We start from the raw sequence: 18,437 nt of genomic DNA, 5'->3' as shown, positions 1-18,437 counted from the left end.
GGTGAACGAACATCTCTTGGCGATGACTTGGGCTGCTGGGTGTAACGCTTGAATAGCCGAAGTTTGGAGGCCGATCGATGCCGGTGCCGCACGGGTGACTGGGCGTCAACCGGGGCGTCAACCCGGGCGTCAACGGGGCGTCAACGGGGCGATCAAGCGGGACGATCAATCGGGACGTGCGGCCGACCTAGGCCATTGCGTCGCTCCGGCTGCACCGGTATAGATGAGCAATACACTAGGTTAGAGGGGATCCTTTCGATGCGCCGTGCCACGTTCCTACGCTTGTCTGCCGCCGTCGCGGTTGCTGCGCTCACTGTTCCCGGCCTCGCCAAGGAGGTGTCCAAGGCCGCGCCGCGCTATGGCACGTTCGGGGTCGACCTCACCGCGCAGCAACGTGACCTGAAACCGGGCGACGATTTCTGGACCTATGCCAACGGCGCGTGGGACAAGCGTACCGAAATTCCCGCCGACAAGGCAGCGGTCGGTTATGGCAATATGCTGAGCGACGAAGCCGAGGTGAACGTCCGCGCGATCCTCGACGACATGGCGAAGAACCCGGCGAAATATGGCGCGACCGGCAAGCAGGTCGGCGATTTCTACGGCAGCTGGATCGACGAAGCGGGGATCGAAGCCAAGGGCACCGCGCCGTTGAAACCCTATCTCGCCCGGATCGACGCCGTAAGCGACATGAAGGGCCTGCAGACACTGTTCGCCAGCGTCGGCTATGAATCCCCGGTCGGCGTGGGAATCATCCCGAATCTCGCCGATCCGACCCAATATACCGCTGCGGTCGGTCAGGGCGGGCTCGGCATGCCGCGCGACTATTATCTGCTCGAAGGCGCCAAATACGACACCTATCGCAAGGCGTACCGCGCTTATATCGAGAAGATGCAGACGCTGGCCGGCATCGCGAATGCCGCCGCCAAGGCCGATGCAATCATGGCGCTCGAAACCGCGATGGCCAAGGAACATTGGTCGCCCGAAAAGAGCCGCGACATCGCCGCGCTCAACGATCCGCAGGACGTTGCCGGCCTGACCAAAAAGGCACCAGAATTCGATTGGGCGCTGATGCTCAAGACCGCCGGGGTCGACAGCTCGCCGAAGGTGCTGATGACCAACAACACCGCGATCACCGCGCTCGGCAAGATCTTGGTCGCGACGCCGCTGGCCACGTGGAAGGATTATCTCGCTTTCCACTTCGTCAGCGACAACGCCGCGTATCTGCCCAAGGTGTTCGATCAGGCGCAGTTCGATTTCTATTCGACCACGCTGTCGGACGTGAAGACTCAGCGTGATCGCTGGAAGCGCGGCGTCCAGCTCACCAACGGTGCGCTGGGTGAAGCGGTCGGCCAGCTCTATGTCGCCCGCTTCTTCCCGCCCGCTGCCAAGGCGCAGATGAGCGAACTGATCGAGAATTTGCGCGGATCCTATCAGGACCGGATCGGCAAATCGGCCTGGATGGACGAGGCCACGCGCAAGGCCGCGCTCGTCAAGCTCGCCGCGTTCGAGCCGCGCGTCGGCCATCCCGACAAATATATCGATTATTCAAGCTTCAACGTCGTGCGCGGCGACATGCTCGGCAATGCGCAGCGGTCGGCCCAATTCGGGCACGCGCTCGAACTCGAACGCTTCGTAAAGCCGGTCGATCGGTCGCTATGGGGCATGACGCCGCAGACGGTGAACGCCTATTACAACCCGCTCGCCAACCAGATCACCTTCCCCGCCGCCATCCTGCAGCCACCCTATTTCGATCCGAATGCCGATCCGGCGGTGAATTACGGCGCGATCGGCGCGATCATCGGCCATGAAATGGGCCATGGCTTTGACGATCAGGGCAGCCAGTTCGGCGCGACCGGCAAGTTCGAGAATTGGTGGACGCCGGCGGCCAAGGAAGCGTTCAAAGTGCGCACCGCAGCGCTTGCCGCGCAATATGACCAATATGAGCCGATCCCCGGCACCAAGGTGAACGGCAAGCTGACGCTCGGCGAAAATATCGGCGATCTCGGCGGCGTCGAGGCGGCGTATGGCGCGTATCAGCGCTATCAGGCCAAGCACGGCAAGGCACCCGTCATCGGCGGCCTGACCGGCGACCAGCGCTTTTTCATGGCCTATGCGCAGGCGTGGCAGGCCAAGCTTCGCGAAGGGGCGGCGCGCGCGCGGCTCCTCACCGATCCGCATTCGCCACCCTTCTACCGCGTCAACGGCATCGTCCGGAACGTCGACGCCTGGTACACCGCCTTCAACGTGAAGCCCGGCGACAAATTGTACCTGGCACCCGAGAAGCGCGTCCACATCTGGTAAAGCACGCGGCCTTCGCCCATGCTGCGCTCCATAAAAGAAGGAGAGGCAGCATGGGCGAGATGCAGATCAGGCCGTTGTCCGCGCAGTGCGGTTCGGAAGTCACCGGAATCGACGTCCGTGCGATCGGCGAGGCCGACATGGCCGCGATCCGCGCGGCACTCGCCGAGACAGGCGTCGTCCTGTTGCGCGATCAGCAGCTCAGTCCCGAAGATCACATCGCCTTTGCGCGCCGCTGGGGCGAGATCGACGTCAATAACTACTTCCCCGCGAACGGCGGCTATCCCGAGATCGCCGAGGTCCGCAAAGCCGAGACGCAATTCGTCAATATCGGCGGCGGCTGGCACACCGATCATAGCTATGATCCGGTGCCCGCAATGGGATCGATCCTCGTCGCGCGCGAACTGCCGCCGGTGGGCGGCGACACGCTGTTCGCCAGCATGGGGGCGGCCTACGATGCGCTGTCGGATGGGCTGAAGGCGACGCTCGGCGGTTTACGCGCGGTGCACAGCGCCGATCACATTTACGGCCATGACGGCATCTACGCGAAGACCGACCAGGCCGCCGACCTGAAGGGCCATGACATCAGCGCCAACGCCGTTCACCCGGCGGTGATCCACCACCCGGTGACGGGCCGCAAGCTGCTCTACGTCAACCCGGCCTTCACGCTTCATTTTGAAGGCTGGACGCGCGAAGAAAGCCAGCCGCTGCTGCAATATCTGTATTCGGTCGCGATGCGCGAGGAATTCCACTGCCGGTTGCAATGGCGCGAAGGTTCGGTCGCGGTGTGGGATAACCGCTCGACCTGGCACTTCGCGGCGAACGATTATCACGGGCACCGGCGGCTGATGCACCGGATCACGATTTCGGGGGTGGCGTTGAGTTAGGGCGGGGGTCCGGTATCTTCTATACACCCGCGAACCTGATCGCTGAGGAAATAGCGTTTTGCCGCATCGAACCAACGTCGGCGTGCAATATCTGCGCGGCATTGCCGTGCTGGCGGTCGTTTTGAGCCATAGCGCCAGCTTCACCAGCAGCGCGTACCACAGCCCGCCGCTATTCGGCGGCGCGCTCGAATTCGGTCGGCTCGGCGTCGATATCTTTTTCCAGATCAGCGGCTTCGTTATCGCGATCGTCTCGCTGCGCGAGACGGATCTTGCGCCGTCAATCGGTGTAGGTCGGTTTCTCGCGCGCCGTTTCGTTCGCATCGTGCCGTTGATGTGGATCGCCATTCTCGCCTTTGCAGCGCTGCAGTGGCTCGGTCATGTTTCCGGCAGTGGCTTGGGCTACCTCCGCACGGCGTTGCTGTTGCCCGGCCCGCTCATTCCCTCGATCGTCTGGACGCTGCGGCAGGAACTGATCTTTTACGTTATTTTTGCTCTCAGTTTCCTGACCGGTCGCCGGTGGCGCTTCGTTCCGATCTTGTGGTTCGCCGCAATCCTGCTGGTGCCGCGCGGCCCGCAGACTTTATGGTCACACGACGCGCCGCTGGCACTGCTCTTAAACCTTCGAAATCTGGGGTTTCCTTGCGGGCTCTTCGTTGCGCTCGCCTGGCTTCGCTATAGCAGTCTTTGGCGGTACCGTTCGCCCATCGAACCGCTCGCAATTTTGCTCACTGCCAGCGCACTCGTAATTTTCATCATTGTACCGGCCTTTAAGATCGACAGTGGCGTAGGTCTGATCCTCATCTTGGTGCCGCTGCTCTTGTTCGCCGTACATGTCGAATGCCCGCCAGGGCTCGCGCGGCGCGTCGGCGAGTTATTCGGAAACGCCTCCTACTCGATCTATCTCTTTCACTATCCTGCGATATCCGTCCTGATGGTCGCGTTGCGGAAGGTCGCGCCTGCGAGCCCTCCCGCGATCATCGTGGTCATCGTCCTGATCCTGTCGACCGCAGTCGGCATCGCTGCCTATTTTTTGATAGAACGACCGCTATTGGCCGGCGTTCGTGATCGTGTCGCGCGGCGCACGGCTGAGCCCACCGCGGCGCTTTGAGCCCGTGCAGGATCTCAGCGCCCAGTTGCAAAACGATTTAGGCGGGATGGAGCAGAACGCGCGGCCACCTTCCCCTGACCGGGGGGGATGCCGCCACCCCTACCGCAGCAACACCAACTCCTCCGCCATCGACGGATGCAGCGCGACGGTCTGGTCGAACGCATCCTTGGTGAGGCCCGCCTTCACCGCCACCGCTGCCGCCTGCAGAATCTCCGGCGCGTCGGGGCCGATCATGTGCAGCCCCAGCACCACGCCCGATTCCGCATGGCACACCATCTTGTACAGCGCGCGCTCGTTGCGGTTGGCCAGCACGTTCTTCATCGGGCGGAAGTCGGAGGTGTAGACCTTGACCGAGCCGAACTTGTTCTTGGCCTGCGCCTCGGTCAGGCCGACGCCTGCCATCGGGGGATGGCTGAACACCGCGCTTGGGATGTTTTCATAATCGACGCGGTGCGGTTTGCCGCCGAACAGCGTGTCGGCAAAGGCCTGCCCCTCGCGGATCGCGACCGGGGTGAGTTGCACGCGGTTGGTCACGTCGCCGACGGCATAGATGCTGTCGCAGGTCGATTTGTTGTCGGCATCGACCACCACCGCGCCGTTCGACAACTCGACCCCGGCATTTTCGAGGCCCAGACCCTCGGTGTTGGGCGCGCGTCCGGTCGCAAACATCACGCAATCGACGTCGATCGGATCATGCCCCGTCATCGATACGCGCAGGCACCCGTCGGGTTGCTTCTCGATCCCCTGGAACGTCGCATTGAAGCGGAAATCGAGCCCCTTCATCATCGAGATCTGCAGCAACCGGTCGCGGATCGACTCGTCATAGCCGCGCAGGATCACGTCGCTGCGGTTGATCAGCGTCACCTTCGCGCCGAATTCGTTGAAGATGCCGGCAAATTCGTTGGCGATATAGCCCGCGCCCGCGATCAGGATGCGCTTGGGCACCGCGTCGAGGTGGAACACCTCGTTCGACGTGATGCCGAGTTCATGCCCCGGGCATTCCGGCACCACCGGCGTCGCCCCGGTCGCGATCAGGATGTATTTCGCGGTGACCTCGCGCCCATCGCCCAGCGTCAGGCTGTGCGGCCCGGTGATCGTCGCGCGATCGAGGATGATCTCGACGCCATTGTTGGTCAGCGTGGCGGTATAGGCGCCGTTGATCCGGTCAACCTCCTCCATCACATTGTCGCGCAGCCGCTTCCAGTCGAAGTTGAGGTTTTCGGGCACGTCCCAGCCGAAACGCCGCGCGTCTTTCAAATCCTCGGCGAAATGCGCGCCGTAAACGAGCAGCTTCTTGGGCACGCAGCCGCGGATGACGCAGGTCCCGCCGACGCGATATTCCTCGGCCACCGCCACCTTCGCCCCATGCGCCGCCGCTACGCGCGAGGCGCGGGTGCCGCCGGAACCGGCACCGATGACGAAGAGGTCGTAGTCGTAGGTCGTGGTCATTACATTCTCACTCCGTCACCCCGGACTTGTTCCGGGGTCCACCGCGCCTGCCGCGCGGCGGTGTTTGTTGCGTGGTGGGACCCGGAACAAGGCCGGGGTGACGTGGGATTATGCCAACCCGGCCCGCGCGATCAGATCGGTCGTCGACACGTCGAAATCCTGTCCGCCGGCATCCGCCGCCTTGGCCATTTCCTTGCCCAGTTCTACGCCGAACTGGTCGAACGAATTGATCCCGAGCAGCACGCCGTTCACGAACGTGCGCTGCTCGTAAAAGGCGATCAGCGCGCCCAGGGTGCGGGCGTCGAGGTCCTCGAGCAGGATCGTCGAGCTTGGCCGGTCGCCGTCATAGCTCCGCGCGAGATCGTTATTGGGGCGGCCCTTCATCAGGGCGGCACCCTGCGCAAAGGCGTTGAGCAGCAATTGCCGGTGATGTTCCTCCGACAGCGTATCGCCCGGCTCGATTACCGCGACGAATTCGACCGGCACGAGGTGCGTGCCTTGGTGGAGCAATTGGAACACCGCATGTTGCGCATCGGTGCCGACCCCGCCCCAGGTGATCGCCGCGGTCGGCCGCCCGACGGGTTGACCGTCAATCGTCACGCCCTTGCCGTTCGATTCCATTTCGAGCTGCTGGAGATAGGACGGCAGCAAGCGCAGCCGCTCGTCATAGGCAAAGGTCGCGCGCGTCTCGGCGTGGCGCACTTGGGTGTAATAAAGGTCGGCGAACGCCGCGAGCACCGGGGCATTCTGGCTGAGCGAGGTCTGGCGGAAATGCCGGTCCATTTCGGCGGCGCCTTCGAGCAGTTCCTCGAAGCAATCCCACCCGAGCGCGATTGCCGCCGGAAAGCCGATCGACGACCACAAAGAATAGCGCCCGCCGACACTCTCGGCAAACGGCAGGACGCGCGTTTCGTCGACGCCCCATTCGACCGCTTTATCCGGATCGGCGGTCAGCGCGATGACGCGGCCATAGGCGTCCTCGACGCCATGCTCGCCCATCCATTGCAGCACCGAATCCGCGTTGGTCAGCGTTTCCTTGGTGGTGAAAGTCTTGGAGGCGATCACCAGCAACGTTGCGGTCGGATCGAACTTGGCGAACACTTCCTCCAGCGCCGCGCCGTCGATGTTTGAGACGATCGCGACGTCATAGCGGCTATCCTCGCGCCCCAGCGCATCGATCAGCAGATCGGGGCCGAGCGCCGATCCGCCGATCCCGACGTGGAGCACGTGGCGGATTTCGCCGAGCGCGCCGGCCTCAATCGCATCGATCAGCGCGCGCATCCGGGCGTGGAGCACGCGCGCCCTGGCGACATCATCCTCGCTGCCTTCGCCGCGCTCGGCGACATGGGTGACGGCACGGCCCTCGCTGGTGTTGACCACTTCGCCCGCGAACAGCGCCTCGCGCTTGCCGTGGAGGTCCTGCGCCTTGGCCAGCGCGGTGAACGCCGCCACCGCGTCCGCCGTCAAATGCGTCTTCGACCAATCGAAATGTAGGCCGGCGACATCGACGCTGAAGCGCGCCAGTCGCGCCGCATCCTCGGCGAACAGCGTCTCCAGCCGGGGCGAGGGCAGCGCCTCGATCGTGGTCCAGTCGGCCTTGGTCATGTCACACCTCGTCAAACAATGCGCTGTTCCCCGGCGAAGGTCGGGGTCCAGTATCGGAGCGCCGGCACCTGGACCCCGGCCTTCGCCGGGGAACAGCTAGATCGCCCTAGCGCCGTGCCATTACAACCGCCAGCTTGACGACCAGCTTGACGACCAGCTTGACGGGGCAGCACCACAGCACCAAACCGCGCGAATGGCCGACACCGATACACCCACCCGGATCAAGCGCGCGAAACCGCCGCGGTCCGAAACGCGCGAGACGCTCGTCTTCTTCCTGAAGCTCGCGCTCATCGTGTTCGTGCTGCGCAGTTTTATCGTGGCACCCTTCAGCATTCCGTCGCAATCGATGCTGCCGCGGCTCTACATCGGCGACTATCTGTTCGTGTCGAAATGGAATTACGGCTATTCGCGCTGGTCGCTGCCGTGGGGCGTGCCGCTGCTCCCCGGCCGCATTCTCGGGCGTGATCCGGCGCGCGGCGATGTCGTGGTGTTTCGCGGGCCGGTGGGCAATGATCATGACGTGATCAAGCGCGTTATCGGCTTGCCCGGCGATACGATCCAGATGCGGAACGGGCAGGTGATCCTCAACGGTACGCCGATCCCGAAGCAGCGGATCGCCGATTTCATCATCCCGCTCAGCCCGAACTATCCCGGTGGCAGCGAGTGTCCGACCGAATTCGAGGATAGCCTCGAGGGCAAGCCCGTCTGCCGCTACCAGCAATTCCGCGAAACCTTGCCGAACGGCAAGAGTTACGCCGTGCTCGACCGCGGCGAACAGCCCAATGCCGACGACACCGGCGTGTACGAGGTGCCGACCGGCAACGTCTTTGTGATGGGCGACAATCGCGACGACAGCGGCGACAGCCGGTTCGATCCGCCACAGGGTATGGGTTATGTCCCGATGGAGCGGATCGAGGGCCGCGCGATGGTGTCGTTCTTCTCGACCGATGGTTCGGCCAACTGGTTCCTGCCGTGGACGTGGTTCTCGGCGGCGCGCTGGGAGCGGATCGGGGAGGGGTTTTGAGCGAGCCCTTGCGCGACTGGCTGGCCGCGACGCTGGGGCATCGGCCCGCCGACATGCTCGCTTACGAACGCGCGCTGACGCATGGCAGCCAGGCGGCGGCGAATTACGAACGACTGGAATTTCTGGGTGACCGCGTGCTCGGCCTGGTGATGGCGGAGTGGCTGTTCGAACTGTTCCCCGGCGAGCCAGAAGGCGCGCTGTCGAAGCGGCTCAACGCACTTGTGACGGGCGCGGTGTGCGCCGATGTCGCGCGCGGACTTGGCGTCGCCACGCATCTACGCCTCGGCAAACAAGCGCGCGACGATGGCGCGGCGGATTCGGACAATGTGCTGGGCGACGTGATGGAGGCGCTGATCGGTGCGCTCTATCTCGAAACCGGCCTCGACGGCGCGCGCCACGCGATCCGCACCGCCTGGGGCGACCGCGCCAGCCGCGTGCTCTCCGCCCCGCAACACCCCAAGTCCGCTTTGCAGGAATGGGCCGCCGCGCACAATCGCAAGGCCCCGGCCTATGAGATCGTCGAACGCTCCGGCCCGCATCACGCCCCGCGCTTCCGCATGAAAGCGACGCTCGGCACTTTCGCCGAGGCCGAGGCGGAGGGGAGTTCGAAACAGGAAGCCGAGACGGCGGCGGCGACGGCATTGTTGGGGAAGTTGAAATGAGCGGCACCGCGCGACTAGGCCATTCGACAGGCTCAGGGCGAACGGATCTGGGGTGAGAGCCTGCCTCCCTCCCGTTCGCCCTGAGCCTGTCGATGGGCCCGTGCACCACGAGGGAGGGTCGAAATGGCATTCTGGGCCTATATGCTGCGCTGTTCCGACGGCAGTTACTACACCGGTCATACCGATGCACTGGAGCAGCGTATCGGCCAGCACCAGACCGGCGCAATACCGGGGTACACCCATGACCGCCGCCCGGTCACCCTTGTATGGAGCCAGGACTTCCCCTCCCGGATTGAAGCTTTGGAAGCGGAACGCCGCATCAAAGGCTGGAGCCGCGCCAAGAAGGAAGCACTGATCGCTGGCGATTGGAGCAGGCTTTCCTTACTGGCACGCAATCGCCAAGATCAGACGAGCCCTTCGACAGGCTCAGGGCGAACGGGTTGGAAGGACAGCACTCATACCCCCTCCGTTCGCCCTGAGCCTGTCGAAGGGCCTGCACCGCCCAAGGACCATTGATGACCGATATTGCCACCCCCCAACGCTGCGGCCTCGTCGCCGTCCTCGGCGCGCCGAACGCGGGCAAATCCACGCTCGTCAACGCGCTTGTCGGGCAGAAGGTCGCGATCGTCTCCCCCAAGGCGCAGACCACGCGCGTCCGGCTGATGGGCGTCGCGATCGAGGGCGATACGCAGCTCCTGCTGGTCGACACGCCCGGCATTTTCGAACCCAAGCGCCGGCTCGACCGCGCGATGGTGCAGGCGGCGTGGGGCGGGGCCGAGGGGGCCGATGTGCTGGCGCTGGTGGTCGATGCCAAGGGCGGGCTCGGCAGCAAGGTCACCACCATCGCCGAGGCGATCAAGGATCGCCGCGAACCCAAATATCTGATCCTGAACAAGGTCGATCTCGCCGACAAGGGCAAGCTGCTGCTCCATGCCGAGAAATTGACCGGCATGGTCGCGTTCGACGAAGTGTTCTTCGTCAGTGCATCGACTGGCGATGGCCTCCCCGAACTGAAAGCCCATCTGGCCGCGCGGATGCCCGAGGGGCCGTGGCATTTCCCCGAGGATCAAGTGTCCGACGCGACCGAACGCAGCCTCGCCTCGGAAGTCACGCGCGAGCAGCTCTATCTCCAGCTCCACGCTGAACTCCCCTACGCCTCGGCGATCGAGACCGAACAATATCTCGAACGCGAGGACGGCTCGGTCGAGATCCACCAGCAGATCCTGGTCGAACGCCCGACGCAACGCGCGATCGTGCTGGGCAAGGGCGGGGCGCGGATCAAGGAAATCGGCGCGCGCGCCCGCGCCGAGTTGAGCGGCATCATGGGCCGCCCGGTGCATCTCTACCTCCACGTCAAGGTCAAGCCCGGCTGGGACGAAGAACGCGAGGTCTATCGCGGAATGGGGCTCGACTGGGTGGAGTGAGCGCCGCCCAAGGTGCGTACTCGTAACGCTTGCATAATGTCCCGATGGGGCGCAGCCTCTCCTCCATAAAAGACAGGAGAGGATTTGCCATGATTATGGATTCACTCGTCATGCTCGCCTTGCTCGCGGCACCACAGGCCAGCGCGGCGCGCGCGGTCGAACCAGGCGGCGGCCCCAACGTCCGCTTTACTGCGACCGGCACCTTCAGCGACGGACAGACGCGCGGGATGGACGGCTATCTCGATCGCGACAGCGACAATGACGGCACGCCGGACCAGGTCGTGCTCCGCGTCACGTGCAGCCGCGGCGCGGTCGTGTCGGCGATCGTGTCGCCACGCGATTCGGCGTCGGGGCTGCCGACGGGCAAACGCATGCACAAGCCGTTCGTGATTACCAAGGAGCTCGATCGCCCCGGCGGCATCATGGCGAACGACGACTGGACGACGCGCGTGCAGGGCAAGCCGCAAGTCGCCAGTTGGGATCTCGCGACGATGAAGGGTGGGCGCCAGGCCGGTAGCCCCGCTCTGTCGGAACGCGTTCTTGCACCAGCCAACGTGAGCGCGGTGGTCTGCGCGGGGTCCTGATCGCTATGCGCGTCGAGGGCCGGGACTTCCTCGAAGCCCGGCCCTCGTGTCGCCTGGCTATGGATTACCGATAGCGCCAGCCGCCGCTCCGGTGACGATAGCGGTGCTGCCAGTAACGACGCCCGTCCCAATAGCCGCGATTGCCGTAGTAGCGCCCGATGACAAGGCGCCCCGGCGCGACGTAAACACGGTTGACGTTCGGGCGGCAATATCCCGCTGGCCCACGATGCGCGCCGCGCCCGCAGCCATCGCGCGCCTCGGCGGGTGTGGCGGCAACGGTGGCACCCAGTGTGGCCGCGCCGGCAAGCAAGGCGGCAGCAAGAAGGTTCTTCATGATGACCTCTCGAAGATAGGGTTTTCACGACAGCCCTTAGGGGACTGTGCGCAACAACGATCGGCGCGCGCGAGGTTTCCACAGGGTCCGTTTCGGGCCGTTTGCTGGGGCTCAGGACGCCAGCATTTGCTCGACCCATTCCGGCACCAGCACCCCGGCGGCCCCAAGCCTGGTCTCGTGGAAATAGCCGCTTCCGCCCGATCGTTCGAGGTTCAGCTCGAGCGTCTCCGCCCCGGCATGGCGCGCGCCCTGCACGAACCCGGCGGCGGGATAGACCGCGCCCGACGTGCCGATCGACACGAACAGATCGGCTGCGGCCAGCGCCTGCTCGATCCGCGCCATGTCGTAGGGCATCTCGCCAAAGAACACGATGTCGGGCCTGAGCTTCGCCGCCCCGCACGCCGCACAAAGCGACCCCGGCGGCAAATCGCCGGTCCAGGTTTCCTGCGCACCGCAGCCCGCACACAGAGCCGACCGTAATGCGCCGTGCATATGCAGCAGACGCTTCGCCCCGGCCCGCTCATGCAGATCATCGACATTCTGCGTCACGATCAGCAGCTCGCCCAGCCATTCGGCATCGAGCCGCGCCAGCGCGACATGCGCCGCATTTGGCGCTACTGTGGCGAGAGCCGCGCGCCGCGCATCGTAGAAGCGGTGCACCAGCACCGGATCGTCGGCCAGCGCCTCGGGCGTGCAGACATCCTCGACGCGGTGTCCCTCCCACAAGCCGCCGGGGCCGCGAAAGGTGGCGATCCCCGATTCGGCGGAGATGCCCGCACCGGTGAGAATGACGATATTGCGCGGGCTGGTCATGACCGGGACGATATAGCGGGATTACGGCTTTCGCCACCGGCCCAATGCCACCGGCCGTCGCCGTCTGTCCTACACGCTCACGATCTGTCACACTGCCCTTGCGCTCTTTGAAACCGTCGTCGTGTCGCTAGTCCGGAGTTACCGCCCCCGCTCCCGCGCACTTGCCCGCCGATGGTGCGACTCTGGTGTGACTTTAGCGCGCGTGTTCGATCGATCGCGCGCATCTCTCGCTTGGCATCTCGCGCGCTGACCCGGTAGAGCCGCCCAACAGGATTCGGGAGAGCGAAGATGACCGCGATCGGCATTATCGGCAGTGCGGGGCGGATGGGGCAGGCGCTTGCTGCTGCCGTGCCCGATCTCGGCGCGACGCTCGCTGGCGGGATCGATGCCGGAGGCGATCCGGCGACGCTCGCGCACGATGCGGCGGTGCTGATCGATTTCTCGACACCCGCCGCGCTCGAACGTACGCTCGCCGCCGCACGCGCCGCGCGCACGCCGATCCTGGTCGGCACGACCGGCCTGTCGACCACGCATCACGCACTGATCGATGCCGCCGCCAGCGATATTGCGGTGTTGCAGACCGGTAATGTCTCGCTCGGCGTCACCTTGCTGGCGAAGCTGGTGCGCGATGCCGCCGCGCGGCTCGGGCCCGAATGGGACATCGAAATCGCCGAGATGCACCATCGCCACAAGGTCGATGCGCCATCGGGCACCGCTTTGCTGCTCGGCGAAGCGGCGGCGGCGGGGCGCGGCATCACGCTGGCCGAGGCGAAGGTCGCCGATCGCGCCGGGCTGACCGGTGCGCGCTCGGAGGGGACGATCGGGTTCGCGTCTATGCGTGGCGGATCGGTCGCGGGCGATCATCTCGTCATCTTCGCGGCCGAGGGCGAGCGGATCGAGATCGGCCACCGCGCCGAAAACCGCGCGATCTTCGCCCGCGGCGCGATCACCGCGGCGCTGTGGCTCGTCGGCAAACCGGCAGGGCGCTACGGGATGGAGGAGGTGCTGGGGCTATGATCGCTTTTCTGCGACGGCTGCTTGGTAGAGCGCCGGCGGCCAGACCGGCGACAGTCGCCAGCACTGCCAGCGATCAGACTTCGGCCAAGCCGCCGATCCCCGATGCCGAGCTGGATGCGTTCAAGACTTGGTTCCTCCAGCAGACGCGCCCCGCGCTCGCGCTTACGCTCGATGCGACGGCAGACATTACCGCGACCGGTTCACGGCTCGGTGGTCCGGCGTGGCTGGCGGCCGGGGAAGCGTGGCCAGCGGACCCGCGCGGCGTTCCGCTCGAATTCATCGCGCAGCTCGATTGCGCCGATTGCCACGGGCTCGACGGCTATCCCGAAAGCGGGATCATCCAGTTCTTCGTCGCGCGTGACGATCTGTACGGCGCCGATTTCGAGGATCCGACCGGTTCCACCATGCTCGTGCGTCGGTGGGAGAGCAGGCCGGCCGGCGCGCTTGTCGCGCCACCGCCGCTTGAGCCCGTCGCCGGCGCCGAATTCTCGGACTTTACCCCGTTCCAGGACGAGGCGGTCCGCGCGAACGGGATCGGCCTCCGCGCATCGCTGATCTCGGATCGCATCGATCAAAGCGTCATGGCGGCCGAACAGCGCGTCGTCGCCTTGTATGAGCGCTTCGATATCGCCCGGCTCGAAGCCTTTCTCGAAAGCGATGCGGCGGCGCGGCCGCTGCGGCACCACACCGGCGGCTATCCGGCCTACACGCAACGCGACCTGCACTATCAGCCCGCCTTTGCCGCGTTCGACCATGTCTTGCTGCGTCTAACCTCTGACGATGTCATCATGTGGGGCGATGTCGGGGAATGCGTGTTCCTGATTCGTAGCGACGATCTCGCGCGTGGCGATTTTTCGCGCGTCGCTTATTCGTGGGACTGCCATTGAAGAAAGCCGACGTCATCGACTTCTATGCCCGGCTCGCGGCGGACAATCCGCATCCCGAGACCGAGCTCGCTTATGGCAATGCCTTTCAGCTCGTCGTCGCGGTCGCGCTGTCGGCGCAATCGACCGACATCGGCGTCAACAAGGCGACGCGCCGGCTGTTCGAGGCGGTGACGACGCCCGCGCAAATGGTCGCGCTGGGGGAGGAGGGGCTGAAGCAGCACATCAAGACGATCGGCCTGTTCAACACCAAGGCCAAGAACGTGATCGCTTTGTCGCAGCGGCTGATCGCGGAATATGGCGGCGAAGTCCCGGCCGACCGCGCCGCGCTCGAAACGCTCCCCGGCGTCGGGCGCAAGACCGCCAATGTCGTGCTCAACGTGGCGTTCGGCGCGGAGACCTTCGCGGTCGACACGCACATCTTCCGCGTCGGCAACCGCACTGGGCTTGCGCGCGGCAAGACCCCGCTTGCGGTCGAACTCAAGCTCGACAAGGCGACGCCGCAACCGTTCCGGCAACACGCTCATCACTGGTTAATCCTGCACGGCCGATATGTTTGCAAAGCCCGGACACCCGAATGCTGGCGCTGCAGCGTTGCCGATCTTTGTGCGTTCAAGCCCAAGACACCGGCGCCGAAAGTCCGCGCCAAACAGGAGACATGACATGCGCCTGCTGCTCGCCGCGCTTGCCTTCGCCGCTTTCGCCGCCCCCGGCATGGCGCGCGACCGTCAGGCAATCCCCGCCGCCACCGAGGTGGGCAAGCCCGAAAGTTGCATCCCGCTGCGGCAGATCCGCGAAACCCGCGTTCATGGTGACCGGACGATCGATTTCATCATGAATGGCCGCAAAGTCTATCGCAACACGCTGCCCAACGCCTGCCCGGGCCTGGGATTCGAGGAGCGCTTCACCTACGAAACCAGCCTCAGTCAGCTTTGTTCGGTAGATATCATCACCGTGCTCTACGCGACGCCCGCCCTGCAACGCGGCGCGAGCTGTGGCCTCGGCCAGTTCCAGCCGGTGACGCTCGCCAAATAGCGGTGACGCAGGGACTGGCGCAGCGCCCGCGCCTTTGCTAGGCGGGCGTGCAGGCACCCGTAGCTCAGCTGGATAGAGCGCTGCCCTCCGAAGGCAGAGGCCACTGGTTCGAATCCAGTCGGGTGCACCAGATTTCCCCCGTTTTCGAGAATTTTGCCGCGGCGGGCTCCGGTGTCAGTCCGGTGAATCGGCGTGTTCCAGGCTAAATGTGCAGTCTTGGCTGCATTCACCTTGATATCGGCTTTCGCTCTTTGCGTTCGATAAGGCGGTTCATGTCCACACTCGACGGATACCACGCGCCCTCGTTGATCGAAGCAAGAAGCGTCATGAGGGCCCTTGCATTCAACCTGTCCAATGCCGTTATTGACTGCGGCGCCCACTGACGTGACCCCCGTTTTTTCCTCCAGTTGGAGCTAGAGTCCGACCCCGGAAGAAGGGACGGACAGATGAAGCGGAAGCAGTTTTCGGAAGAGCAGATCATCGGCATCCTGAAAGAGGCCGAGGCTGGCGCGGTGGTGACGGATCTGTGCCGGCGCTACGGGATGTCCAGCGCGACCTATTATGCGTGGAAGGCCAAGTTCGGCGGTCTGGAGGTGTCCGATGCGAAGCGGTTGCGGGCGCTCGAGGAGGAGAACGCCCGTCTCAAGCGGTTGCTGGCGGACACGATGCTCGACAACGCGGGTCTGAAGGACCTGCTATCAAAAAAATGGTAACGCCTGCCGCGAAGCGGGAAGCGGTCGCGCATCTCCAGACGGCGCTGGGGATGAGCGAGCGGCGGGCGTGTGCTGTCGTCGGGGCGGATCGCAAAAGCATGCGGTATCGCTCGTGCCGGGCGGATGATGGCGACCTGCGGTCGCGTCTGCGCGAGTTGGCGCAGCAGCGCCGGCGGTTCGGCTATCGGCGGCTGCATATCCTGCTGCGGCGCGACGGCATGACGATCAACCGCAAGAAGACCCAGCGGCTCTACCGCGAGGAAGGTCTGACGGTGCGACGCCGAAAGGGCCGCAAGCGCGCCGTCGGTGCGCGGGCACCGGCACCCGTGTTGGCGCTGCCCAACCAGCGCTGGAGCCTGGACTTCGTCCACGACCAGATGGCCACGGGGCGGCGGTTCCGCATCCTCAACATCGTCGACGACGTGACGCGCGAGTGTTTGCGAGCGGTGCTCGACACGTCGATCTCGGGCAAGCGGGTGGTGCGCGAGCTGGGTGATCTGATCGCCGAGCGCGGTGCGCCCAGGATGATCGTCAGCGACAACGGGACCGAACTGACCTCGAACGCGGTTCTCGCGTGGTCGGGCGATGCTTGCGTCGAGTGGCACTATATCGCCCCGGGAAAGCCGACGCAGAATGGGTTCGTCGAGAGCTTCAACGGTCGCATGCGCGACGAGCTGCTCAACGAGACGCTGTTCTTCACGGTCCGCCAGGCGCGCTCGATCCTCGCGCGCTGGGTCGATGACTACAACACCGAGCGGCCACATTCCTCGCTCGGCTACGCCACACCGGCGGCCTTTGCCGCCGACCTCGAAAAGCAACGGGCGGGTTTAAACCCGCCCGTTGCTTCGCCCGCGCTCCTGCGCGACAACAACGGTCGGTCTCTGGCTGCCGCTGGATGAAAGACGGGGGTCACGTCAGGCCGTCGATGACCTCGCGGGCCCGCGCTTCCGGTGTCGTGTTCACACCGCGGTTATGGCGCGAACCACCGAACTGGCAAGACGCCGTAACATTATGGCTTGTCGAGGATTCGTCGTAGCTGACCCCACTAACGCTCCCCGGCTCCGCGCCCTGAGGGGCGATGCCCGCACAGAATATGATCGCTTTTTGGATCACATCTTGATCTTACGTCGGCCGGTGTGATCCAGAAGACGACATTCCCGCTGCCCGCGCAGCGACCTGAAACTCGCCGCTTGTTCGCGTTGCGGTTTAGGCATCGATCTGCCGACGACGCAGCTTCAAGCGAGAATTGGATCGAGCCGGACCATCTCCGAATCGGCTCGGTGCTATACGACCTAGCCAATTGCCGAACATGCCAACTCAGTCGACAACCGTCCGATCACTCGCGGGGTCGACATGAAACTCGTGCCAAACGCCGTTCAACACAGCCATCCCAACGGCAAGGCCAAGCCCCAATATCCAGGCAAAATACCACATGCGATCAATCCCTTCGGTGGCGATCAATAGTAATCGGGGTTGAAGCGAACCTGCTCCGCCGTCACCCGCCCGAACATCACCCGATAGACCCACGCCGTGTAAGCAAGGACCACCGGCAGGAAGAACACGGTGACGGTCAGCATGACGAACAATGTCAGGTGACTTGACGAAGCGTTCCAGACCGTGAGGCTCGACGCCGGGTCGATCGAGCTCGGCAGGATGAACGGAAACATCGAAAGGCCAACCGTGGAAATGATCCCGATATTGGCGAGCGACGACCCTGCGAAAACCAGCGCGTTACGTCGGCCATTGATCCCGAGAAACGCCAGCACGGGCCCAACAAGCCCGAGCACCGGCGCGGCCAACATCCACGGCTGCACCTTGAAATTGTCAAGCCATGCACCTGGGGCGGCGACTGCCTTGATCAGGTGCGGGTTGGATGGGCCATTCGCGTCGACGACCCCTTCGAGCCGATAACCCATGCCGCTCCAGGCAACGAATGCCCCACCAGTCAGAAAGAGTAGGATCGCGAGCACTGCGGCGATGCGGCCATAGCTGCGCGCACGATCGAGGACCGGACCTGATTCAAGCTTGAGGCTCAGCCAGCCCGCACCGTGGAGCACCAGCATCGCGACCGACAATAAACCAGTCAGCAGACTGAACGGCGTGAACAGGCCCAGCAGTCCGCCGTCATAGAAAGACCGCAGATCACCATCAAGCCTGAAGGGCGCGCCGAGCAGGACATTGCCGACCGCTACCCCGAACACCAGCGCTGGCACGAAGCCACCGACGAACAACGCCCAGTCCCAGCGGTTCCGCCATTTCGGGTCGTCATGTTTGGAGCGGTACTTGAACCCAACCGGCCGCAAGATGAGCGCGGCCAGCACGAGGAACATGGCGAGGTAGAAACCCGGGAGGCTGACCGCGTATACCAAAGGCCATGCCGCAAAGATCGCGCCACCGCCAAGGATGAACCACACTTGGTTCCCCTCCCAGGTCGCCCCGATCGTATTGATCACCAGACGGCGCTCCTCGTCGTTGCGCCCGACAAAGGGAAGCAAAGCGGCAGCCCCCAGGTCGAAACCGTCGGTCAGTGCAAAGCCGATCAGCAGCACGCCCATCAGCGCCCACCAGATGATCCGCATCGTTTCATAATCAAGCGGCAT

General features: G+C 64.5%; 19 protein-coding genes and 1 tRNA gene. 14 read left to right on the top strand and 6 right to left on the bottom strand.

Annotation, left to right across the window (positions count from 1 at the left end; all coding sequences use genetic code 11):
* Nucleotides 1-258 precede the first annotated feature (258 nt).
* The 3 genes from HMP06_RS11235 to HMP06_RS11225 all read left to right on the top strand — a co-directional run bounded on the left by HMP06_RS11235 (nt 259) and on the right by HMP06_RS11225 (nt 4,293).
* Nucleotides 259-2,301: a M13 family metallopeptidase gene (locus tag HMP06_RS11235; protein WP_176497166.1), complete on the top strand. Its 2,043-nt coding sequence runs from the start codon at nt 259-261 to the stop codon at nt 2,299-2,301.
* A gap of 50 nt (nt 2,302-2,351) precedes the next feature.
* A complete protein-coding gene (locus HMP06_RS11230; protein ID WP_232089613.1) occupies nt 2,352-3,185 on the top strand; it encodes a TauD/TfdA dioxygenase family protein in 834 nt (277 codons plus the stop codon).
* Between the two features lie 82 nt (nt 3,186-3,267).
* A complete protein-coding gene (locus HMP06_RS11225) occupies nt 3,268-4,293 on the top strand; it encodes an acyltransferase family protein (RefSeq protein ID WP_176497165.1) in 1,026 nt (341 codons plus the stop codon).
* Between the two features lie 99 nt (nt 4,294-4,392).
* On the opposite strand, the gene gorA is transcribed toward HMP06_RS11225, so the two are convergent.
* The gene (gene gorA / locus HMP06_RS11220; protein ID WP_176497164.1) at nt 4,393-5,742 is read right to left on the bottom strand and encodes a glutathione-disulfide reductase; all 1,350 of its coding nucleotides are present in this window, start codon (nt 5,740-5,742) and stop codon (nt 4,393-4,395) included.
* A 108-nt stretch (nt 5,743-5,850) separates the two neighbouring features.
* Nucleotides 5,851-7,347 (bottom strand): glucose-6-phosphate isomerase, encoded by a 1,497-nt coding sequence (pgi, locus tag HMP06_RS11215; protein ID WP_176497163.1) that lies wholly within the window; start codon nt 7,345-7,347, stop codon nt 5,851-5,853.
* 193 nt (nt 7,348-7,540) lie between these two features.
* On the opposite strand from pgi, the gene lepB reads away from it, so the two are divergent.
* From lepB to HMP06_RS11190, 5 genes are all read left to right on the top strand, one after another.
* Entirely contained in the window at nt 7,541-8,371 is an 831-nt protein-coding gene (gene lepB, locus HMP06_RS11210; protein ID WP_176497162.1) for a signal peptidase I, read from the top strand.
* The gene (gene rnc / locus HMP06_RS11205) at nt 8,368-9,033 is read left to right on the top strand and encodes a ribonuclease III (protein WP_176497161.1); all 666 of its coding nucleotides are present in this window, start codon (nt 8,368-8,370) and stop codon (nt 9,031-9,033) included. Before lepB ends, rnc begins: the two co-directional genes overlap by 4 nt.
* 123 nt (nt 9,034-9,156) lie before the next feature.
* A complete protein-coding gene (locus HMP06_RS11200; protein WP_176497160.1) occupies nt 9,157-9,549 on the top strand; it encodes a GIY-YIG nuclease family protein in 393 nt (130 codons plus the stop codon).
* The gene (gene era, locus HMP06_RS11195; protein ID WP_176497159.1) at nt 9,549-10,457 is read left to right on the top strand and encodes a GTPase Era; all 909 of its coding nucleotides are present in this window, start codon (nt 9,549-9,551) and stop codon (nt 10,455-10,457) included. The genes HMP06_RS11200 and era overlap by 1 nt, the downstream gene beginning before the upstream one ends.
* Nucleotides 10,458-10,552: 95 nt before the next feature.
* Complete coding sequence (locus HMP06_RS11190) at nt 10,553-11,041, top strand: hypothetical protein (RefSeq protein WP_176497158.1); 489 nt, start codon at nt 10,553-10,555, stop codon at nt 11,039-11,041.
* Nucleotides 11,042-11,105: 64 nt separating this feature from the next.
* Here the strand turns inward: HMP06_RS11190 and HMP06_RS11185 are convergent, their stop codons facing one another.
* Together HMP06_RS11185 and HMP06_RS11180 are read right to left on the bottom strand one after the other, a co-directional pair.
* Nucleotides 11,106-11,375 carry a GCG_CRPN prefix-to-repeats domain-containing protein gene (locus HMP06_RS11185; protein ID WP_176497157.1) on the bottom strand — a complete coding sequence of 90 codons (270 nt, stop codon included), beginning with the start codon at nt 11,373-11,375 and terminating at the stop codon, nt 11,106-11,108.
* 111 nt (nt 11,376-11,486) lie between these two features.
* Nucleotides 11,487-12,188 (bottom strand): NAD-dependent deacylase, encoded by a 702-nt coding sequence (locus HMP06_RS11180; RefSeq protein ID WP_176497156.1) that lies wholly within the window; start codon nt 12,186-12,188, stop codon nt 11,487-11,489.
* A gap of 288 nt (nt 12,189-12,476) precedes the next feature.
* Between HMP06_RS11180 and dapB the strand changes: the two genes are divergently transcribed.
* The 6 genes from dapB (at nt 12,477) to HMP06_RS11150 (ending at nt 16,736) form a co-directional block, all read left to right on the top strand.
* Nucleotides 12,477-13,205, top strand: a complete 729-nt coding sequence (gene dapB, locus HMP06_RS11175) for a 4-hydroxy-tetrahydrodipicolinate reductase (protein WP_176497155.1) — start codon at nt 12,477-12,479, stop codon at nt 13,203-13,205.
* Entirely contained in the window at nt 13,202-14,092 is an 891-nt protein-coding gene (locus HMP06_RS11170) for a YwqG family protein (protein WP_176497154.1), read from the top strand. Before dapB ends, HMP06_RS11170 begins: the two co-directional genes overlap by 4 nt.
* The gene (gene nth / locus HMP06_RS11165) at nt 14,089-14,751 is read left to right on the top strand and encodes an endonuclease III (protein WP_176497153.1); all 663 of its coding nucleotides are present in this window, start codon (nt 14,089-14,091) and stop codon (nt 14,749-14,751) included. Before HMP06_RS11170 ends, nth begins: the two co-directional genes overlap by 4 nt.
* A gap of 1 nt (nt 14,752) precedes the next feature.
* Entirely contained in the window at nt 14,753-15,124 is a 372-nt protein-coding gene (locus tag HMP06_RS11160) for a hypothetical protein (protein WP_176497152.1), read from the top strand.
* A 53-nt stretch (nt 15,125-15,177) separates the two neighbouring features.
* Nucleotides 15,178-15,254: transfer RNA gene (locus HMP06_RS11155), tRNA-Arg, on the top strand.
* A 316-nt stretch (nt 15,255-15,570) separates the two neighbouring features.
* Nucleotides 15,571-16,736, top strand: a protein-coding gene (locus HMP06_RS11150; protein ID WP_443026480.1) for an IS3 family transposase whose coding sequence is annotated in 2 segments (ribosomal slippage) — nt 15,571-15,823 and nt 15,823-16,736 — 1,167 coding nt in all. Because the reading frame shifts where the segments join, the coding sequence is not laid out codon by codon here.
* Nucleotides 16,737-17,154: 418 nt separating this feature from the next.
* On the opposite strand, the gene cydX is transcribed toward HMP06_RS11150, so the two are convergent.
* A complete protein-coding gene (gene cydX / locus HMP06_RS11145) occupies nt 17,155-17,271 on the bottom strand; it encodes a cytochrome bd-I oxidase subunit CydX (protein ID WP_176498497.1) in 117 nt (38 codons plus the stop codon).
* A 23-nt stretch (nt 17,272-17,294) separates the two neighbouring features.
* Nucleotides 17,295-18,437: a cytochrome d ubiquinol oxidase subunit II gene (gene cydB / locus HMP06_RS11140; RefSeq protein ID WP_176497150.1), complete on the bottom strand. Its 1,143-nt coding sequence runs from the start codon at nt 18,435-18,437 to the stop codon at nt 17,295-17,297.

It is taken from the genome of Sphingomonas sp. HMP6 (assembly GCF_013374095.1).
Classification (GTDB): domain Bacteria; phylum Pseudomonadota; class Alphaproteobacteria; order Sphingomonadales; family Sphingomonadaceae; genus Sphingomonas.
The sequence above is the reverse complement of the archived record's forward strand: the minus strand, read 5'-3'. Positions and strand labels throughout refer to the sequence as shown.